Annotated in this window: 14 protein-coding genes; 12 read left to right on the top strand and 2 right to left on the bottom strand. The window is 38.9% G+C overall.

Translation table 11 applies throughout. The features are described from left to right. Positions 1–389: 389 nt before the first annotated feature. From EWM59_RS16485 to EWM59_RS16470, 4 genes are all read left to right on the top strand, one after another. Positions 390–1,607 (top strand): anhydro-N-acetylmuramic acid kinase, encoded by a 1,218-nt coding sequence (locus EWM59_RS16485; protein ID WP_130022328.1) that lies wholly within the window; start codon positions 390–392, stop codon positions 1,605–1,607. A gap of 98 nt (positions 1,608–1,705) precedes the next feature. Continuing rightward, complete coding sequence (locus EWM59_RS16480; RefSeq protein WP_165372196.1) at positions 1,706–3,589, top strand: 3-coathanger stack domain-containing protein; 1,884 nt, start codon at positions 1,706–1,708, stop codon at positions 3,587–3,589. Positions 3,590–3,698: 109 nt separating this feature from the next. Then, complete coding sequence (locus EWM59_RS16475) at positions 3,699–4,520, top strand: helix-turn-helix domain-containing protein (protein ID WP_310587870.1); 822 nt, start codon at positions 3,699–3,701, stop codon at positions 4,518–4,520. Positions 4,521–4,685: 165 nt separating this feature from the next. After that, positions 4,686–5,810, top strand: coding sequence for an epoxide hydrolase family protein (locus EWM59_RS16470; RefSeq protein WP_130022325.1), 1,125 nt, complete (start codon positions 4,686–4,688; stop codon positions 5,808–5,810). A 210-nt stretch (positions 5,811–6,020) separates the two neighbouring features. Here EWM59_RS16470 and EWM59_RS16465 read toward each other — a convergent pair whose 3' ends face one another. Then, positions 6,021–8,576, bottom strand: a complete 2,556-nt coding sequence (locus tag EWM59_RS16465; protein ID WP_130022324.1) for a phosphoenolpyruvate carboxylase — start codon at positions 8,574–8,576, stop codon at positions 6,021–6,023. Between the two features lie 223 nt (positions 8,577–8,799). On the opposite strand from EWM59_RS16465, the gene EWM59_RS16460 reads away from it, so the two are divergent. The 8 genes from EWM59_RS16460 (at position 8,800) to folK (ending at position 15,804) form a co-directional block, all read left to right on the top strand. After that, on the top strand, positions 8,800–9,948 hold the full coding sequence (locus tag EWM59_RS16460) for a cysteine desulfurase family protein (protein WP_130022323.1): 1,149 nt from the start codon (positions 8,800–8,802) through the stop codon (positions 9,946–9,948). A 135-nt stretch (positions 9,949–10,083) separates the two neighbouring features. After that, positions 10,084–10,560, top strand: coding sequence for a nucleoside deaminase (locus tag EWM59_RS16455; RefSeq protein WP_130022322.1), 477 nt, complete (start codon positions 10,084–10,086; stop codon positions 10,558–10,560). Positions 10,561–10,593: 33 nt separating this feature from the next. After that, on the top strand, positions 10,594–11,706 hold the full coding sequence (locus EWM59_RS16450; protein WP_130022321.1) for an XdhC family protein: 1,113 nt from the start codon (positions 10,594–10,596) through the stop codon (positions 11,704–11,706). 228 nt (positions 11,707–11,934) lie between these two features. Continuing rightward, positions 11,935–12,630, top strand: a complete 696-nt coding sequence (locus EWM59_RS16445) for a hypothetical protein (protein ID WP_130022320.1) — start codon at positions 11,935–11,937, stop codon at positions 12,628–12,630. A gap of 65 nt (positions 12,631–12,695) precedes the next feature. Continuing rightward, a complete protein-coding gene (locus tag EWM59_RS16440; protein ID WP_130022319.1) occupies positions 12,696–13,886 on the top strand; it encodes a molybdopterin molybdotransferase MoeA in 1,191 nt (396 codons plus the stop codon). A 280-nt stretch (positions 13,887–14,166) separates the two neighbouring features. Further along, the gene (locus EWM59_RS16435) at positions 14,167–14,577 is read left to right on the top strand and encodes a glutathione S-transferase family protein (RefSeq protein WP_130022318.1); all 411 of its coding nucleotides are present in this window, start codon (positions 14,167–14,169) and stop codon (positions 14,575–14,577) included. Further along, positions 14,558–15,316 (top strand): phosphoglycerol geranylgeranyltransferase, encoded by a 759-nt coding sequence (locus EWM59_RS16430; protein ID WP_130022317.1) that lies wholly within the window; start codon positions 14,558–14,560, stop codon positions 15,314–15,316. The genes EWM59_RS16435 and EWM59_RS16430 overlap by 20 nt, the downstream gene beginning before the upstream one ends. Further along, entirely contained in the window at positions 15,316–15,804 is a 489-nt protein-coding gene (gene folK / locus EWM59_RS16425) for a 2-amino-4-hydroxy-6-hydroxymethyldihydropteridine diphosphokinase (protein ID WP_130022316.1), read from the top strand. The genes EWM59_RS16430 and folK overlap by 1 nt, the downstream gene beginning before the upstream one ends. Before the next feature lie 44 nt (positions 15,805–15,848). Here the strand turns inward: folK and EWM59_RS16420 are convergent, their stop codons facing one another. Further along, the gene (locus EWM59_RS16420; protein ID WP_130022315.1) at positions 15,849–17,177 is read right to left on the bottom strand and encodes a TolC family protein; all 1,329 of its coding nucleotides are present in this window, start codon (positions 17,175–17,177) and stop codon (positions 15,849–15,851) included. Between the last annotated feature and the right edge of the window lie 10 nt (positions 17,178–17,187).

The raw sequence follows: 17,187 nt of genomic DNA, 5'->3' as shown, positions 1-17,187 counted from the left end.
GTTAGATAGGTTTTTTTGAAATTGATTGAATGATAAAAGGCTAATAATCCGATAAACAAATCAGATATAAAATTCTTGGAATACAATCAGACTATTAGCGAAGACCTTAATACAAATACAGAACAGACATATAAGTAAGTATGCCTTACCAGGCGCAAAACATGCTTGAAAATTTACCACATTGTAATTGACTGCGCAGATAATAAAATAAACGAGACAGGATAACAAATATAATAATCATTGTAAAGAGAAGTTTTTTATTAGTAGAAGATTCCATGATAAAGCGTACTAAATATAAACATTACGAGTAAAAGAATACGCTTCGTTTTTCAATACTAAGCCTTATTTTTGTGAGTAAGAATTAAAAGAGTTAGTAAATACTGATAGATATGAACCAGAACATAGAAAAACTATATAGCATAGCACAGCGTGATGAAAGAATGATAATCGGGCTGATGTCGGGTACCTCAATGGACGGATTAGATGTAGCACTTTGTAAGTTCAGAAATAGTGGAGGAGATACTGAAATAACCTTGTTACATTTTGGCACATTCAGTTTTTCGGAAGACATAAAAGATGAAATAAGAACAGTGTTTGCCAAAAAAGAAATAGACTTCCAACAACTATGTGTACTGAACCCGTGGATTGGAAATCTGCATGGACAAATAGTGAATGATTTTCTGAAAAAATTAGCAATACCGGCAGAAAAAATAGACATAATTGCCAGCCACGGGCAAACGGTTTTTCATTCGCCTAAAATCCTTCATGGACTTGAGAAATTTCCGAACGCTACATTGCAGATAGGCGATGGAGACCATCTGGCAGTAAAAACCGGAATTATTACGCTTTCTGATTTCCGGCAGAAACATTGTGCCGCCGGAGGAGAAGGCGCACCTTTAGCCGTTTATGGAGATTATCTGATTTTTTCTAAAAGAGGCGAAAATAGGATTTTGCTCAATATGGGAGGGATAGCCAACTTTACTTATCTGGCAGGCAGTTTAGATGCCAACGAAGTATTTGCTACTGACACAGGTCCGGGCAATACTATGATTGATGCCTATATGAAGAAGTTTTTTGATTTACCCTACGATGAAGACGCTAAAACTGCCAGTCAGGGAGCGGTAAATCAGGATTTGTTGAAAATATTGAAACAGGATGATTTCTTTGCAAAACCCTTTCCAAAAACCACAGGTCCTGAATTATTTAACCTCGAATATCTGTTCAATGCACAGGAAAAAAGTAAAACCCGGCACCTGTCAAGTGAAGATGTTCTGGCTACTTTATGCAGATTTTCGGCAGAGACGATTGCCGAAGCGATTCAGAAACTCGTTTTTCAACTGCCTGAGTATACTGCCAATCCAGCATCATTTAAGATATATGGAAGTGGTGGCGGGGTGCATAACCCTTTAATCATGCAGTTTTTAAAAGAACTATTGCCTGATTTTGATTTTCTGAGAACCGACGACCTCGGTATTTCGGGCGATGCCAAAGAAGCTGTTTTGTTTGCTACTCTTGCTAACGAAGCTCTGGTAGGGGGTAAAACCGATTTTGGTTCACGTAAAGGAGTACCGAGTGTATCAATGGGTAAAATTTCATTTCCACTATAAAATTTTCTGTACATTTGTGTACCGTTACAACCTGAATGGTAGAGTTACTGTCATGGTATGTAAATCTAAGCAACTTTATAAGCCCCCCTATAATCAATATGTTAAATCGCATCTTTGTCAGGATTTATGTGGTCATGTCGTTTTTAAGTCTTAAAAGCGCTGCCCAGATTGTACTTTCTCACCCCATGGAGCGAATGGTGTTCCAACGTAATAATTCCAATCAGGGAACTATCACTATTGCAGGTACTTATCTGTCAGAAGTAGATAGAATCGAGGCCAGAGTAGTGCCTAAATGGGTTGGTTCGGGCACATCAACCAATTGGATTGTTATTCAGAATAACCCCTCTAACGGTTATTTTTCAGGTACTCTTACCGTTCAGGCTGGTTGGTATCAGTTAGAGGTAAATGCTTTCAAAAACAATAATCTGGTTGATGGCAAAATTATCCAGAGAGTGGGTGTAGGAGAGGTATTTGCCATAGCCGGGCAATCAAATGCGCAGGGTGGCGCAGGGGTAAGTACTTCGGCTACCGACGATAGAGTCAGTACCATTGATTTTACAGACGCTTATTCAGATTATAATAGACTACCTGTGGGTTTCTCTAAATTAGAGGGCGACTCTACTGCTATGGGTCCTTTTCATTATGTTCCCTGGGCTTGGGGAAGGTTAGGCGATTTACTGGTACAGAAACTCAATGTTCCGGTGCTTTTTTATGGAGCAGCTCATGGTGGAACCTCAAGTACGCAATGGGGAAATTCTTCTCAGGGTTTGCCTTTTGACGGTCCGGATTGGATACGCAGGGAGCATGGAGCACCTTACCGTGCTTTGGAGAATTCGGTTGCCATTTATGCCAGTCTGACAGGTTTAAGAGGGGTACTATGGCATCAGGGGGAAAGCGATCCTGATACAGACCCGGGAACCTATTATACTAACCTGGTAAACGTTATCAATGAAACCAGAGAAAATTCTGAGCATGCTGATTTAGCCTGGGTAATAGCACGTGCTTCCCGGAATCCTGATGAACACCCCAATACAATAGCCGGACAAAATGCCTTGATTAATAATGATGCAGGGCTACCTTATGTTTTTGCAGGACCTGAAACAGACCTGATTTTTGGAGGAGATAAGCGCACAGATGGTATTCATTTTGATACCTATGCGGGGCAGGCAGAGTTTGCCAATGCCTGGAATGCAAGTTTAGATAATGATTTTTTCAACAATTCAACGCCCATGATGCCAGCACCTTTATTAGCTTTGACTCTGGCATGTAATCCTAATAATCCATCACAGCCGATTACTTTATCTGTTCCGGGTTCTTATAGCCAGTATTATTGGTCAAATCGTAATAATACAGACAATGAAGCCAGAGGCCGTAATTCAAGTGGTTGTTGTAATTTTACTTTTTTACCTCCTGCAGGTTATGAACGCCTGAACTGGACAGCGATAAATAATAATACGAATACTTTGACAGCCGCACCCGCACGTCTGGCAGCTTCTGCCCGGAAGCCTTCGAAGAAGACCTTTTTTAGTCCAATCGTCAATTTATCAGTTTTTCCTTTGCCCACCACACCCACATTTACAACCTCTGCTACACAGGTACGTCCCGGCGAGAGTGTTACTTTAACGGGCTCGGGTTGTAATGCTTCTTATCTGTGGCCGAATGGTGCAACTACCAATCCGCTTGTCATAAGTCCGCCATCAACAACTGCCTATACAGTAAAATGCAAAACCCTTAATTGCAGTATAACTTCCAGTTCTAAAAATGTTATTGTTTCTTCCTGCTTTCCTACCAGTTTATTTCTGCAGGGGTCTGTAACAGATGACGAATCACCTTATCAAAGTAAACAGACTATCCAGAGCACCCAGAAGATACAGCTAAGTGGCAAGATTGATTATACAGCTAAAAACAAAGTAGAACTTTTACCGGGTTTTGAATCTAAAAATGGTTCGGTATTTAAGGTTTCTATTCAGGATTGTAATTAGTAGGAATGGAGAAGAGAATGAGCAGTAAGTTATAAAACTAAGTGACGATTTTAAATTTTATTGAGTAGTATAGATTTGTGGGCAGCTTAATCCTTAAATCGCATAAAATTTGATTTTCAAGAGGTATATTCCACCCTATCCCATGTCGCAGTACATAGAGCATATCATCTATGCTCAAGGTTCACAGCCTTTGCCCTATCTGATGGAATTGCCCGATGGCAGAATAAACCTGATTATTGAACTACAAGAGCATAGTATAAATACCCTATACTGTGAGAGTAATTTTGAAGGTAAACGTACTATGAAACACGGCTGGGTATCCGGGGCAAATGCAAAAGCCATTACCTATCAGAATAATAATGATTCCGCTATTATCAGCATTCGCTTTACTGTGGGAGGCTTTTATGCACTCACAAAAATTCCGATGTCTGAAATAATCTATCCCGGTTTAGAAATTGAATTATTATTGGGCAGTTCATTTAACAGACTATACCAAACTCTGATTAATGAAACAGAAATAGAACGTAAATTTCAGCATATCCAGCGTTATTTCCTACAATACATAACTGACAATACTTTTGACAGTTCGGTCGTGAAATTTATTGACAAGAACATAGATAAGCCCATCGACTGGCTGGTAAATAAATCGGGGTATTCGCAAAAGCATCTGATTCATCTATTAAAGAAGCAAACCGGATTTTCTCCAAAATATCTGCAACGCCTGCAAAGGTTTCATAAAGTAATTAAGGCTATTCAGCAATCGAACGGACAACTGCATTGGACCTCAATTGTGTATGAGCATGAGTATTTTGACCAGGCTCATTTTATTAAGGAATTTATACATTTTACTGGTATTAGCCCCGTAGAATATTTCAAAATCAACAATTCTTCTGAGCATCATAAAGTTCTTACAGACATCATACTGTTTTAGAGCCTGTTTAAATATTGTCTTTCTGACCGCGCGGCGGCCGCTTGTCTAACTGAAAAAACTGCCTTTGTAGGTCGAATTATAATGTTTAAACAGGCTCTTAGGTAAATTTTTTACAATGGCAGGTGAATGAATCTGCCGATCTTTGTCATATAAATAAAAACAACTATGGCAACAATCAGCAAATTCAGAATTAATGTCCAACAAAATGTATTGGATGACCTCACAACAAGATTAAAAAATACCCGCTGGACAGAAGAACCTCAAGGCTCCGGTTGGAGTTATGGGACAAATTCTGCGTACTTAAAAGAGTTGGTAGATTACTGGCAGAACAGCTATGACTGGCGTAAACAAGAAGAAGCGTTAAATCAGTATCCTCAGTTCACTACAGAAATCGATGGAGCCACCATTCATTTTATTCATGTAAAAGGCAAGGGAGCCACAAGCAAACCATTATTGTTGATTCATGGCTGGCCCGATTCTTATTATCGATTCTACAAATTAATTTCACTATTGACTGAACATGAAAATTCATTCGATTTAGTCATTCCTTCTATTCCAGGCTTTGGTTTTTCGAGCCATCATGCCGTAAATAGTGATGTAACGGCTGATATATTTAATCAATTAATGGTTGAAATACTTGGGTATAAGCAATATTTTGTCGCAGGGGGCGATATGGGCAGTGTCATAGCCAAATCAATGGCTAATCAATTTTCTGAACAGGTAAAAGCCATTCATATTACTGATGTAGGTTATCCGGACGGAACTGAAGACTGGAGTACCATGTCAGAGGCTGAACAGCAATTTGGTCAGGTGATTCAGGGCTGGTTTTTTAGTGAAGGCGCTTTTAATATGATTCAATCTACCAAACCTCAATCTTTAAGCTATGGTTTGAATGATTCTCCTGTGGGTTTAGCGGGTTGGATATTGGAAAAATTCAATTCCTGGAGTGATAACAATGGTGATATAGAAAATAGCTTTACCAAAGATGAATTAATTACCAATATTATGATTTACTGGGTAAGTGAGACAATCAATAGTTCAATCAGAACATATGCCGAAAATGGAAGGGCTGCTTACATGGGAGGTTTGAAGTCTTCTCAGAAAGTAAATGTACCTACGGGAGTTTCATTATTTCCGAAGGAAGCACAGTTCCCGCAAGAATGGGCCGAAAGAATGGTAAATTTAGTGAGTTTTACAAAACTGGAAAAAGGAGGGCATTTTGCACCAATGGAAGTTCCGTATGTGTACGCAGTAGAAATAACCAAATTCTTTGAGAGGTTTGAGATATAGTGTTGTAGGAAATAAGTATAAAATAATTGCCACAAATTACACTAAGACACTATGTTACACAATTTGATTTCTATAGAATAGTGTAACATAGTGTTTTTGTGTACTTTGTGGCAAATTGGTATTTCTGTAAGATTACTACGCAAACAAGCCCGAAAAATGTACATCACATTATCCGGGCTTGTTTGTTTAGGAATCTATCTGAGCTTACAATTACGCCGAGTTTCTACTGGCATTGATATTACCGAATAGTGAGCGGGTAACCATTTTTTCGTAAACTAATCTCAGTTGTTCGTCGGTAGTTTCTTCTATTTTTTGCAAGCCATATTGCTGAATCGTCAGCAATGGTAATACAATATGCTCACGGTAATCGATAGACATTTTGCTTAGTTTTTCATTTTCCATTAAGCTTTCCTGCTCTGATACCAGTAACATATTTTTTACCGTCAATTGATATTCATCAAAAAGAATCTGCCAGAATTCGCCATATTCCGGGTCTTTTTTCATATAATATGTCAACGGGAAATAGGTTTTTGTTAAACCCATCATACTGTTTTCCATCAGGGTTTTAAAGTACAGGGAGTTTTCGTAGAGTAATTTCAAGTCCTCTAAACGACCCTCATCTATTACTTTTTGCAGGGCTGTGCCGAAGCCAAAATAGCCAGGCACATTTTGTTTCAACTGACTCCACGAACCAACAAACGGAATGGCTCTTAAATCAGACAAAGTGAGTTTTTTACCCGAACTCCGCTTACTTGGGCGGCTACCTATATTGGTTAAGCCATAGTATTTCAAAGGGCTTTTGTTTTCAAGATAGGGTACAAAAAGCGGGTGCTCTTTCAACTCGAAATATTTTTTTACCCCTTCTTCTGCTAATTCTTCAATCAGGTTGCGTTCCTGCTTGTTAATGATTGATTTATCATCCTGAAAAACATCGTTAATGATACCCGCCGATAACAATTGCTCGAAATTATACATGGCCTGTGAGCGTGAACCATACATAGAAGTAATGGTTTGCCCCTGGATAGTTACCTGAATTTCATTATTGGCAATTGTTGGCCCCTGTGAAGCATAAAACTGATGGGTTTTACCACCACCACGGGCAGGAGGGCCCCCACGTCCATCAAAAAATATTACTTCTATCTGATTTTTTTTCGAGATGCGTGTCAGTTTTTCTTTGGCCTGATAAATCTCCCAGTTGGCTTTTACATAACCACCGTCTTTGGTGCCATCAGAAAAACCTAACATAATGGTCTGGTGATTCGCACGGTTTTCGAGATGGTTTTTGTAAAAAGGTAACTGATAAAGATTAGTCATGGTAGTCTGTGAGTTGTCTAATCCCTCAATGGTTTCAAACAACGGAACTACATCGACTTTGATTTCAGATTCTTTGAAGCCGCAGAAACGGAACAGAGCCAATACTTCTAATACCGAAAATACAGAAGTAGAATTGCTGATAATATAACGATGGCAGGCTTTTTCGCCATTCAATGCTTGTATTTCTCTGATGATTCGAACCGTTTTGAAAGTGTCTTTTGTTAAAGCATCTTCAAAATCGTCTTCGTTAATAGCCAGTTCTTTTTCTGTTAAAAAGGCTAATTTATCGGCATCGCTCCATTCATCGTAAGGCTTATCAGAAATACCATATTTCTGATTAATCTGTTCCATTACTTTTTCATGGATACTGCTGTCTTGTCTGATATCCAGACTGGCAAAGTGTAAACCAAATATTTTTACTTGCTGAATAAATCTGTCTAATAAATCAAGAAATACGCCTTTATGTCGGGTAATCAGTAGTTGTCTTACTTCATCTAAAGAGGTCAATAATTCATCTAAACTTAAATCATGCTTAAGCCCGTTCATATTCGTATAAATACGATTACTGATGGCTGTTAGCAAAGGCATTACTCCTTTGAATGTGAGGCGGCGGCAAATGATTTTAAAGTCGTTATAATAGCATTTCAGAATACTTGTACGAAGTTCTATGGATACTTTCTTTGATATTTCGGCAGTTACAAAAGGGTTACCGTCACGGTCGCCACCCGGCCAGAAGCCTAATTCTAATACCGGATTGAAATGTCCGCTACCATTCTGAAAATAGGCTTTTATTTTATCATGAATTTCGCCGATAACCTGATAATATACATGGCGAAGATAGAAGATAATACTCTGGGCTTCTTCTAAAGGAGTTGGTTTCTGGTCGTTGATAAAAGGCGTTTTGCCCAACTGTTGCAGCAAGGCATCAATGCCATTAATATCGTTTTTAGGAATCAGTTGCTCTAAATCCTGAATAATGCGTAATACACTACTTGGGTAAAACTGTGTAGGGTGAGCCGTAAAAACAATGCGTACCTTAAAATTCTTCAGTTTCTCGTGTGCTTCTGCTAACTTGTTTTGTTGCAGGGCCAGGTCAAGCGTACCTTGCAGAGTCCCCTTTCCGTTCAATGGATTGAGTTTTTCAAAGGCTGAATCTTCTACACTATCAAATAACACAACCTGGCGCTCGATATAGGTAATAAACCGGAACAAAAGGTCTATTCTTTCCTTTTCTTCTTTAATAGAAGTATATAGCTTGAAAAACGTATCAATGATTTCTTTGGGTTCTTTGCCTTCGTTAAAACCCGATTCAGACATATCATGCAGAAAAGGCATTAACTGACCAATCTTAGTCATTTTATCATAAGGCAACCTTGAAAAAAGGGTATTAAATACAAGGTATTTATTATGAATTTCTTGCGTAAAAACCGAATCTATAGAATTTCCAAGCATTTTTCTTACGGGTATTAATGTTTTGATGAAACAAACTACGTAAAAATCTACTGTATTTTGATTATTTTACAGAATAAAGTTTGGTTTTTCTTGAAAAAGTTAAAATATTTCAAAAGATAAAACAATTATAAACAAAGTCATGCCTTTTTAGGGTTCAATAATCTATAAAATCAGTAATTTTACTCTTTCAAAAATAAGACAAAAAACTGTTTCCGGCCAACTGATGAAATATCCTATCTATATGGACTATAACGCTACTACGCCTCTTGATAAAGAGGTATTAGAGGCTATGTTGCCGTATATGACAGAACACTTTGGGAATGCCGCAAGCCGATTTCATGCCTACGGCTGGAAAGCCGCTGAGGCTGTAGATATAGCACGGCAACAAGTGGCTGATTTGTTGGGTGCTTCTCAAAAAGAGATTGTTTTTACGAGTGGCGCAACAGAATCAGTTAATCTGGCTATTAAAGGGGTCTATGAAGCCTTTAGTAGGAAAGGTAATCATATTATTACGGTTGAGACAGAGCATAAAGCGGTATTGGATACCTGCCAGCATTTAGAAAAGTTGGGTGCAGAAATTACTTATCTGCCTGTTACGCATACAGGCGATATAGATTTAGAACTGCTCGAAAGAAGTATTCGGACTACTACTATTCTGATTTCAGTCATGGCCGCTAATAACGAAATCGGCGTTGCTTATCCGCTCAAAGCCGTTGCAGAAATAGCGCATCGGCATCAGGTATTATTTCATACTGATGCCACGCAGGCAATAGGAAAACTGCCGATTGATGTAGTAGCCGATGAAATAGACTTATTGAGTTTATCGGCACATAAAATCTATGGACCTAAAGGAGCAGGCGCATTGTATATCAGAAAAAAACTGACTATTGTTGCACAGCAGGATGGAGGAAAACATGAAAGAGGCTTACGCTCAGGAACCCTGAACGTAGCCGGAATTGTTGGTTTAGGTAAAGCCTGTGAGATTTGTATGCAAACATTAGCTGAGGAAGCCACAAGACTGTCGGGCTTACGGGATTCACTGGAAAAAGGTGTTTTAGAAGCCGTACCCGAGGCAACCATCAATGGTAATAGGTCTGTACGCTTACCCAATACAACCAATATCTGTTTCGGCAAAATAGATGGTGAACAATTATTGATGAGCCTGAATGAGATAGCTGTATCGAATGGATCAGCTTGTAATTCGGCTTCTACCGAACCCTCTTATGTGCTAAAGGCATTAGGTTTAGATGATGAGTCGGCCTATGGTTCTATCAGGTTCAGTTTAGGTAGAATGACTACACAGGAAGATGTTGATTTTGCTGTCAGGCATATTGCTGAGGTAGTGGGGCGTATGAAGAGCGTAAGGGTTTAAATGTATGCGGTACGCCGCGGACGATTTTTTAAATCGTCTGGTAGTGCAAGAAAAAATTTATATTTAAGCAAGGTTTAGCAAGTTAATATCCATTATACTTATTGAATAACGATTTAAAAAATCGTGGTACAGAAGATGGAAGAGCAAAAAAAAGAATTCATGCGTAAGGCTATCGAACTGTCTTTAATAGGTAGTCAGGAGGGGATAGGACAAGGGCCTTTTGGGGCTGTGATTGTTAAAGATGGCAGAATAGTAGGAGAGGGACACAACAATGTGATAGCGTATAACGACCCGACTGCCCATGCCGAAGTAGTGGCTATCAGAGATGCGTGCAAGAATTTAGGAACCTACGAATTACAGGATTGTGAGATATATACCTCATGCGAACCCTGCCCGATGTGTCTGAGTGCTATCTATTGGGCAAAGATAGGAAAGATATATTATGGCAATACCCGTGACGATGCTGCAGAAATAGGCTTCGATGATGCGTTTCTTTATCAGGAAATACCTTTGCCGCTTGCTGAAAGAACCATTGCTATTGAACCTTTAGCCAGAGAAGAAGCTCAGGTAGCCTTTGTACTTTGGGCAAAAAAAGAGAATAAAATAGATTAAGAAACAACTGTTATGCCCTTTTTCAGGATATATATGAAAGAAATAAAGCAAATTGTTGAAGCCTATCAGAAAATTGATTTCAGCCGGAATCGGGCAGCTTTGGCAACGGTGGTACGTGTAGAGGGGTCTTCGTATCGGAGAACAGGGGCAAGAATGTTAGTCATGGAGTCCGGCGAATGGATTGGTGGAATCAGTGGCGGTTGCCTGGAAGGTGATGCCCTGAAAAAAGCAAGGCTGGCTATGTCGCAGAATAAAGCTACTCTGATTACATATGATACCTCTGACGACGACCCTTACCAGATAGGGGTAGGTCTGGGGTGTAATGGGATTATTGATGTACTGATTACGCCACTTGACCCTGAGAACGAACAAAACGCTGTTCGTCAAATCAGCCATTGTCTCGACCACCGCAGCCCAAATGTATTAGTTACTGTAACAGCTTTAAACAAAAGTAATAATAAAATTCAGTTAGGACAGGTTTTCAGATTCGACTCAACCGAGCATTTTAGTGAAACCTTTACTTTAGAACCCATCAAAGCACAAGTGAAAGAAGAAATTCGTCTGGCGCTGGCAACTACCAAATCTGTTTCGCAACACTATACGTTGGCCGATGGTCTAACTGTCAGTTTATTCATTGAGGTTATTCCGCCGCCGATACAATTATATGTATTCGGTAGTAATTATGATGTGTACCCGATGGTACGAATGGCGAAAGAATTAGGGTGGAAAGTGATAGTGGTTTGTAACCCCAATAAAATGCACCCTTCGCTTTTTGAAACGGCTGATGCTGTAATGCCTAAAGATTATGTGCCTGTAATTGACAGCTATACTGCAGCTATCTCAATGTGCCATGATTATGAAACTGATTACCGGAATCTGCAAACATTGTTAAAAACAGATATATCTTATATCGGGCTTTTAGGGCCTAAAAAACGAACTATCAAGATGTATGACCGGATGCAGGAAGAGGGTAATCCGATTACTCCGGAAAATGAAAACCGTATTTACAGCCCCGTTGGTTTAGATATTGGTGCCAATACACCTGAAGAAATTGCCTTATCTGTATGTGCCGAAATCCGTACAAATTTCTCGGGTAGAGACGCTAACAAACTTAAATTCAGAAATAAACCAATTTATGATAGCTAAAATTTGGTTTTTTCTGAGAAGTAAAATATAATTGTTCTCCCATACATATCACCTTCCTGAAATTCCTTATCTGAAAGAGCCATTGCTATTGAGTTAAAACTGCTGTTAGTTAATTATGTACATTAGCTTTTGTAAAATACTATTTGCATGTCGCTTAAATTCGTATCCTTTTATGGGGTAGTTGTTTTATTGACTTCCCTGTTTTTCCAGTTTGTCCCCTTGCCAAAAATGCTTTCTTGGCAAGAAATGCTGCTGTCTAAATTATTAAATCAGGCACCTGTATTACTCTGCTTAGGTTATTTATGGGTGCAGCGAAACAGGATAAAAGAAGCCAATATTTTTTATTTGTTGACCGCTTTTCTTCTGCTGAATGTGTTTTCTGAAGTCTATTACTACTTTGTCAACGAGGATTATTTGTTGATGATTAATATTTGCCATAACAGCCTTATTTATCTGATATTAGCAATGCTTTTTAAAAAGCAAAGCCCGCAGGTTAGAGGGCAGATTCTTAACCCTAAAAACATCAGCTATGCAGTTTTGGCAGGATTGTTTTTTATCGTAGGTTTTAGCTTCTCTCTGCTGAAAGTCTATCAGAAACATTATGCTCCTAATAAATTATTTTTCTTTGTTTTATTGATAGCGATGGTTATGACTACCACAACTGTATGTGTTAGCTTTTTTGTAGATAAACCTTTTTCAAGAAACTGGTATAAGCTGGTGGTAGGCACAATTGCTATGGCAGTACTTGATGTTTATTTATATCTAAGCCTTTTCGTATTTGATGCGTATTCTAACCTTATCTATACGATTGGTAAACTTATTTTCTCAATAGGTATTTTATTAATTGTAGAAAGAACCATGCGTAAATGTCTGAACAAAGCTCCTCTGATTGTACTATATAAAAAGGTGTCTGATATAGGTTAATTTATCTGTATCTTTACCAAAACAGATGTTTTAAAATGTATGGTAAATTCATACAGATATATTTTATGATAACAGTTGAACAAGCCGAAGAAATTATTCTGACTCACAAGCTGACTCTTCCCACCGAAAAAGTGGCTATTGAAGAGGCTTTGGGACGGATTTTAGCTGAAGACCTGCAAGCAGACAGAGATTTTCCGCCTTTTGACCGTGTGTCTATGGACGGCATTGCAGTGGCTTATGCCCGGATAGCCGAAGGACAAACCGATTTTCTGATTGCACAAACCGTAGCCGCAGGTAAACCACAGGCTACTTTGAATAAACCGGAACATTGTATAGAAGTAATGACGGGAGCCATGTTGCCCATAGGTACTGATACCGTAATTCGGTATGAAGATATAAACATAAAAGATAAAATAGCCACAATTCAGGTTCTGCCTTCTAAATCAGGGTTGAATATTCATGAAAAAGGAATAGACCGTAAGCAAAACGACATCATAGTACCCAAAGGTAAAAAGATAAGTCCGGCCGAAATAGGGATAGCTGCAACTATCGGGAAAAACGAATTAGCGGTACAAAAGCAAGTAAAAGCCATTGTTATTTCGACAGGTGAAGAGATAGTACCCATCACTGCAACTCCTTTACCGTATCAGATTCGTACGTCTAACAGTTATGCTTTGCAGGCTTGTTTGAAAAACTGGGGAGTAGAAGCAGATACAGTTTTGCTGCCTGATAGTCAGGAAGTAATTGAGCAAAAGATAGGTGAGTATCTGACTACCTACGATGTATTGATTTTGAGTGGAGGAGTATCTGCCGGAAAGTTTGATTTTGTGCCAAAAGCTTTAGAGAGCCAGGGTGTTGATAAGTTATTCCATAAAGTTTCTCAAAGACCCGGTAAACCTTTCTGGTTTGGCGTGAAAGAACAAAAAGCGGTCTTTGCTTTACCCGGTAATCCGGTTTCTACTTTTATGTGCCTGCATCGGTATTTCAAACCCTGGCTTGATGCCTCGCAGGGGCTCCTTACAGAACCCATCAGTGCTGAGTTAGGCAAAGATTTTACAGTAAGATTTGCGTTGACTTTTTTCTTGCAGGTAAAATTAGAAAAAACTGCCACAGGTACATGGAAAGCCATGCCTGTTGACGGAAATGGCTCGGGCGACCTGGCAAATTTAGTAGAGGCAGATGCTTTTATGGAGCTACCTTTAGGAAAAGAGGTTTTCATGAGTGGTGAAAAATACAAGATATGGTTATATAGATAGGGGCATGAAAAACTTTATCCTGTTCGTTAGTAAAGTTTCTTGCCCTATCGGGATTTGCAGATAATGTAATAGCTATATAAAAAATTAGCCTGAAAAACCGAAACTTTTATAGGGGTACCAAAGTTTACTATTGAAAGACAAGATTAATTCGTATAGATACTAAAAAATAGTTTGCCGTACGTTTATTTATTGCACTTTATGGCTTAAATTGCTATAAACAGGCAGTAATCTTTCTTTTTTTGGCATTTTTCAATAATTTTGAACAAAAATCTGTGGGAAAGTGAAAAATCTGAGAGAAACTATAACAAGAGTACCGATTGTACCGCCAAAATCGAATCGTGAAGAACGCAAAGAGTTATTACAGGAGTCTATAGATAAATATTTAGGAGCCATTGAAACCCAGATAGGAGACTTGAAAAAGGTAGGTAAAAATGCGTTAGTTATCGGAGGAATCATTGTTGCAGTATATGCAATAACAGAATTACTTTTGCCTGAGGGAAAGGAGGAAATGCAGGAAAACGAACCGTTAAGCATAGCAGAACCTGAACCTGAAAAAGTAAAAGAAGGAGATTCTTTACTATGGGGTGCTTTAAAAGGTGCTGCTACTTCAGTTCTGCTGGCTGTTGCAAAAGAAAAATTGTTAGAATTGATTGACCACCTCACAACAAAAGATGCCGAAGCAACTTCTTGATAAAATATTACAGAATAAACAGCAAAAGAAAAAAGCTTTAGCTGTTTTGCTCGACCCTGATAAAGTTGAGGCCACCGCTTTTAATCATTTCTTATACAGTTGTGTCGAAAATCGGGTAGATTTCTTTTTTGTAGGCGGTAGCCTGATTACCAATAATGTGATGGCTGAAATGATTGAAACCATTCATAGCCAGACCAATATTCCGGTTATCATTTTCCCGGGGAATAGCCTTCACATAGAACCCTCTGCCGATGGTATATTGTTACTCTCGCTAATTTCCGGCCGTAATCCCGACTACCTGATTGGTCAGCATGTGATTGCCGCACCCATTCTGAAACAAAGTGGTTTAGAAATCTTATCAACAGGTTATATTCTGGTAGATAGCGGACGTCAGACTACGGTTTCGTATATCAGCCATACAACGCCTATTCCGCATGATAAACCTGATATTGCTGCTTGTACAGCCATAGCAGGAGAATTGTTAGGCTTAAAACTCATTTATCTTGATGGAGGTAGCGGAGCCATGTATCCTGTATCGCCTAAGATGATTCGTCGGGTAAGAGAAAACATTGATGCTCCTCTTGTAGTAGGAGGGGGTATTAATTCTGCTGAAAAAGCACATGATGCCTTGGAAGCAGGTGCTGATATTATTGTAATCGGCAATGCTTTCGAGAAAAATCCTGCTTTGCTTCCTGAAATAGCGGAGGTAATCCAATCTTTTAATCTAACAACAGTTTAGTGAAAATCAATCAGGTTTATCTTGGGCTTGGGTCAAATCTTGGAGAAAGACAAGCAAACTTAGACCTGGCCTGCATACGTATTGCCGAAACCATCGGGGCTATTGTAGCACAATCAAGTATCTATGAGACTGCTGCATGGGGGCTAAAAGAACAAAATGATTTTCTGAATCAGGTTATTTGTATTAATACCGAATATGAGGCATCAGAAGTGTTGACAAGGGTACTGGCTGTTGAGCAGTCGATGGGTAGAATACGTGAAGTAAAATGGGGTGCACGAATCATAGATATTGATTTACTCTATTATAATGCTGACATCATTCAACTAAACAACCTCACCATTCCTCATCCATTTATTCAGGAGCGTCGGTTTGTATTAACACCACTGGCAGAAATTGCTCCTGACTTTATTCATCCGCAATGGCAGCAAACCAACGCTACCTTATTAGCTAATTGCACCGATACAAGCGAGGTTATAAAAAAACAATAGCTACGACAAGATGCCGTAGCCAGTTTTTTAAGAAATTGTATTTATTAATTAATTTTCCATTCTCCGTCTTTGTAGAAATCCAATATTTTTTGTTGTAATAAAACCTCATATTTGGCTTGAACAAGGTTACTTCTGGCACGGTCAAAATTGGTTTTGGCCAATACATATTCTACCGAATTAACTGTACCTGCACTGATTCTGCTTTCTACTGCTTTGATATTATCCTGATTGATATTCACCTGGTCGGTGGCTACTTTGTATCTTTCTGAAGCGGCATCAAACGATTGGAACGATTGTTCAATGGCCTGGCGTAACTGAAGTTTGGCTAAATTCAGGTTATTGGCTGTCAGTTGTTGTTGTACTTTTACGGCAGCAATCCGTGGTCTGTTCTGTAAACCTCCCAGAATCGGTATATTAAAATTTAACGATAACGAGCCGTTACGTGTACCATTAATCTGTTGCACATAATTTTCATTCTTGTTTGAAGTAGAATAAAATGCTCCATAACTGGCCGAGAGCGAAATATTAGGCATGACATTGGCTCTGGTAGCTTTTAGCAGATTATCAAAACTTCTTAATTGTAATTCAGCTCTTTTAACAGACGGGAAATTGGCAAGCGACTGGTCGTATAGCTGATTTACAAAGTTATCGTCTACTTTATAGATATTCACCTCATCGGCAATAGGTTCAAATACAACGTTATTGGTTGGAGTCATGTTCATCAACTGAAACAATAATAAACGGTTGGTTTTAAGCGAGTTTTGTACAGTTACGAACGAAAACTCATCATTAGCCAACTGAGAACGGATTAAAAAATATTCTGCCTGCCCTAAGATACCTGCACTAACCAGTTTATTTACTCTATCTACTTGCGCTTTCGATGTTTCTACCTGTTGGCGAGCCACTTCAACCAGTTCCTGAGAAGCCAATACCTGTAAATATGCTTGCAACAGGTTAATAGTAATCAGGTTACGGGTGGCTTCAATACCTTTTACTCCGGCTTCTTTCAATAAGATATTCTGTTGAATCTGGTTTTTAATCTGGAAACCATTGAATAAGGTAACGCTGGCATCAATCCCGAAACCATTTGTACTATAGAGTTCTTCAATGTAAGAATTGGTAAAACGGTCAATACTTCTACCAATACGTAAATCCTGACCAACCCCAAAGCCAATTCTCGGGTACTGGAGCGATTTTACTCTCATTAATTCAGCATTGGCTCCTTCTGCCTGTATCTGGCTTTCTCTGTAAGTCAGGTTGTTTTTGATAGCCACATCTAAACACTCTTTCAGGGTCATTTTATTCTGAGCAAATGCACCCGAAAGGCTTAATGTAAACGAAAAAAACAGTATGTATCTGGTTAAATTCTTCATTGTATTGTTA

Origin of the sequence: Emticicia agri, assembly GCF_004168285.1 — a bacterium.
GTDB classification, from domain to species: domain Bacteria; phylum Bacteroidota; class Bacteroidia; order Cytophagales; family Spirosomataceae; genus Emticicia; species Emticicia agri.
The sequence above is the reverse complement of the archived record's forward strand: the minus strand, read 5'-3'. Positions and strand labels throughout refer to the sequence as shown.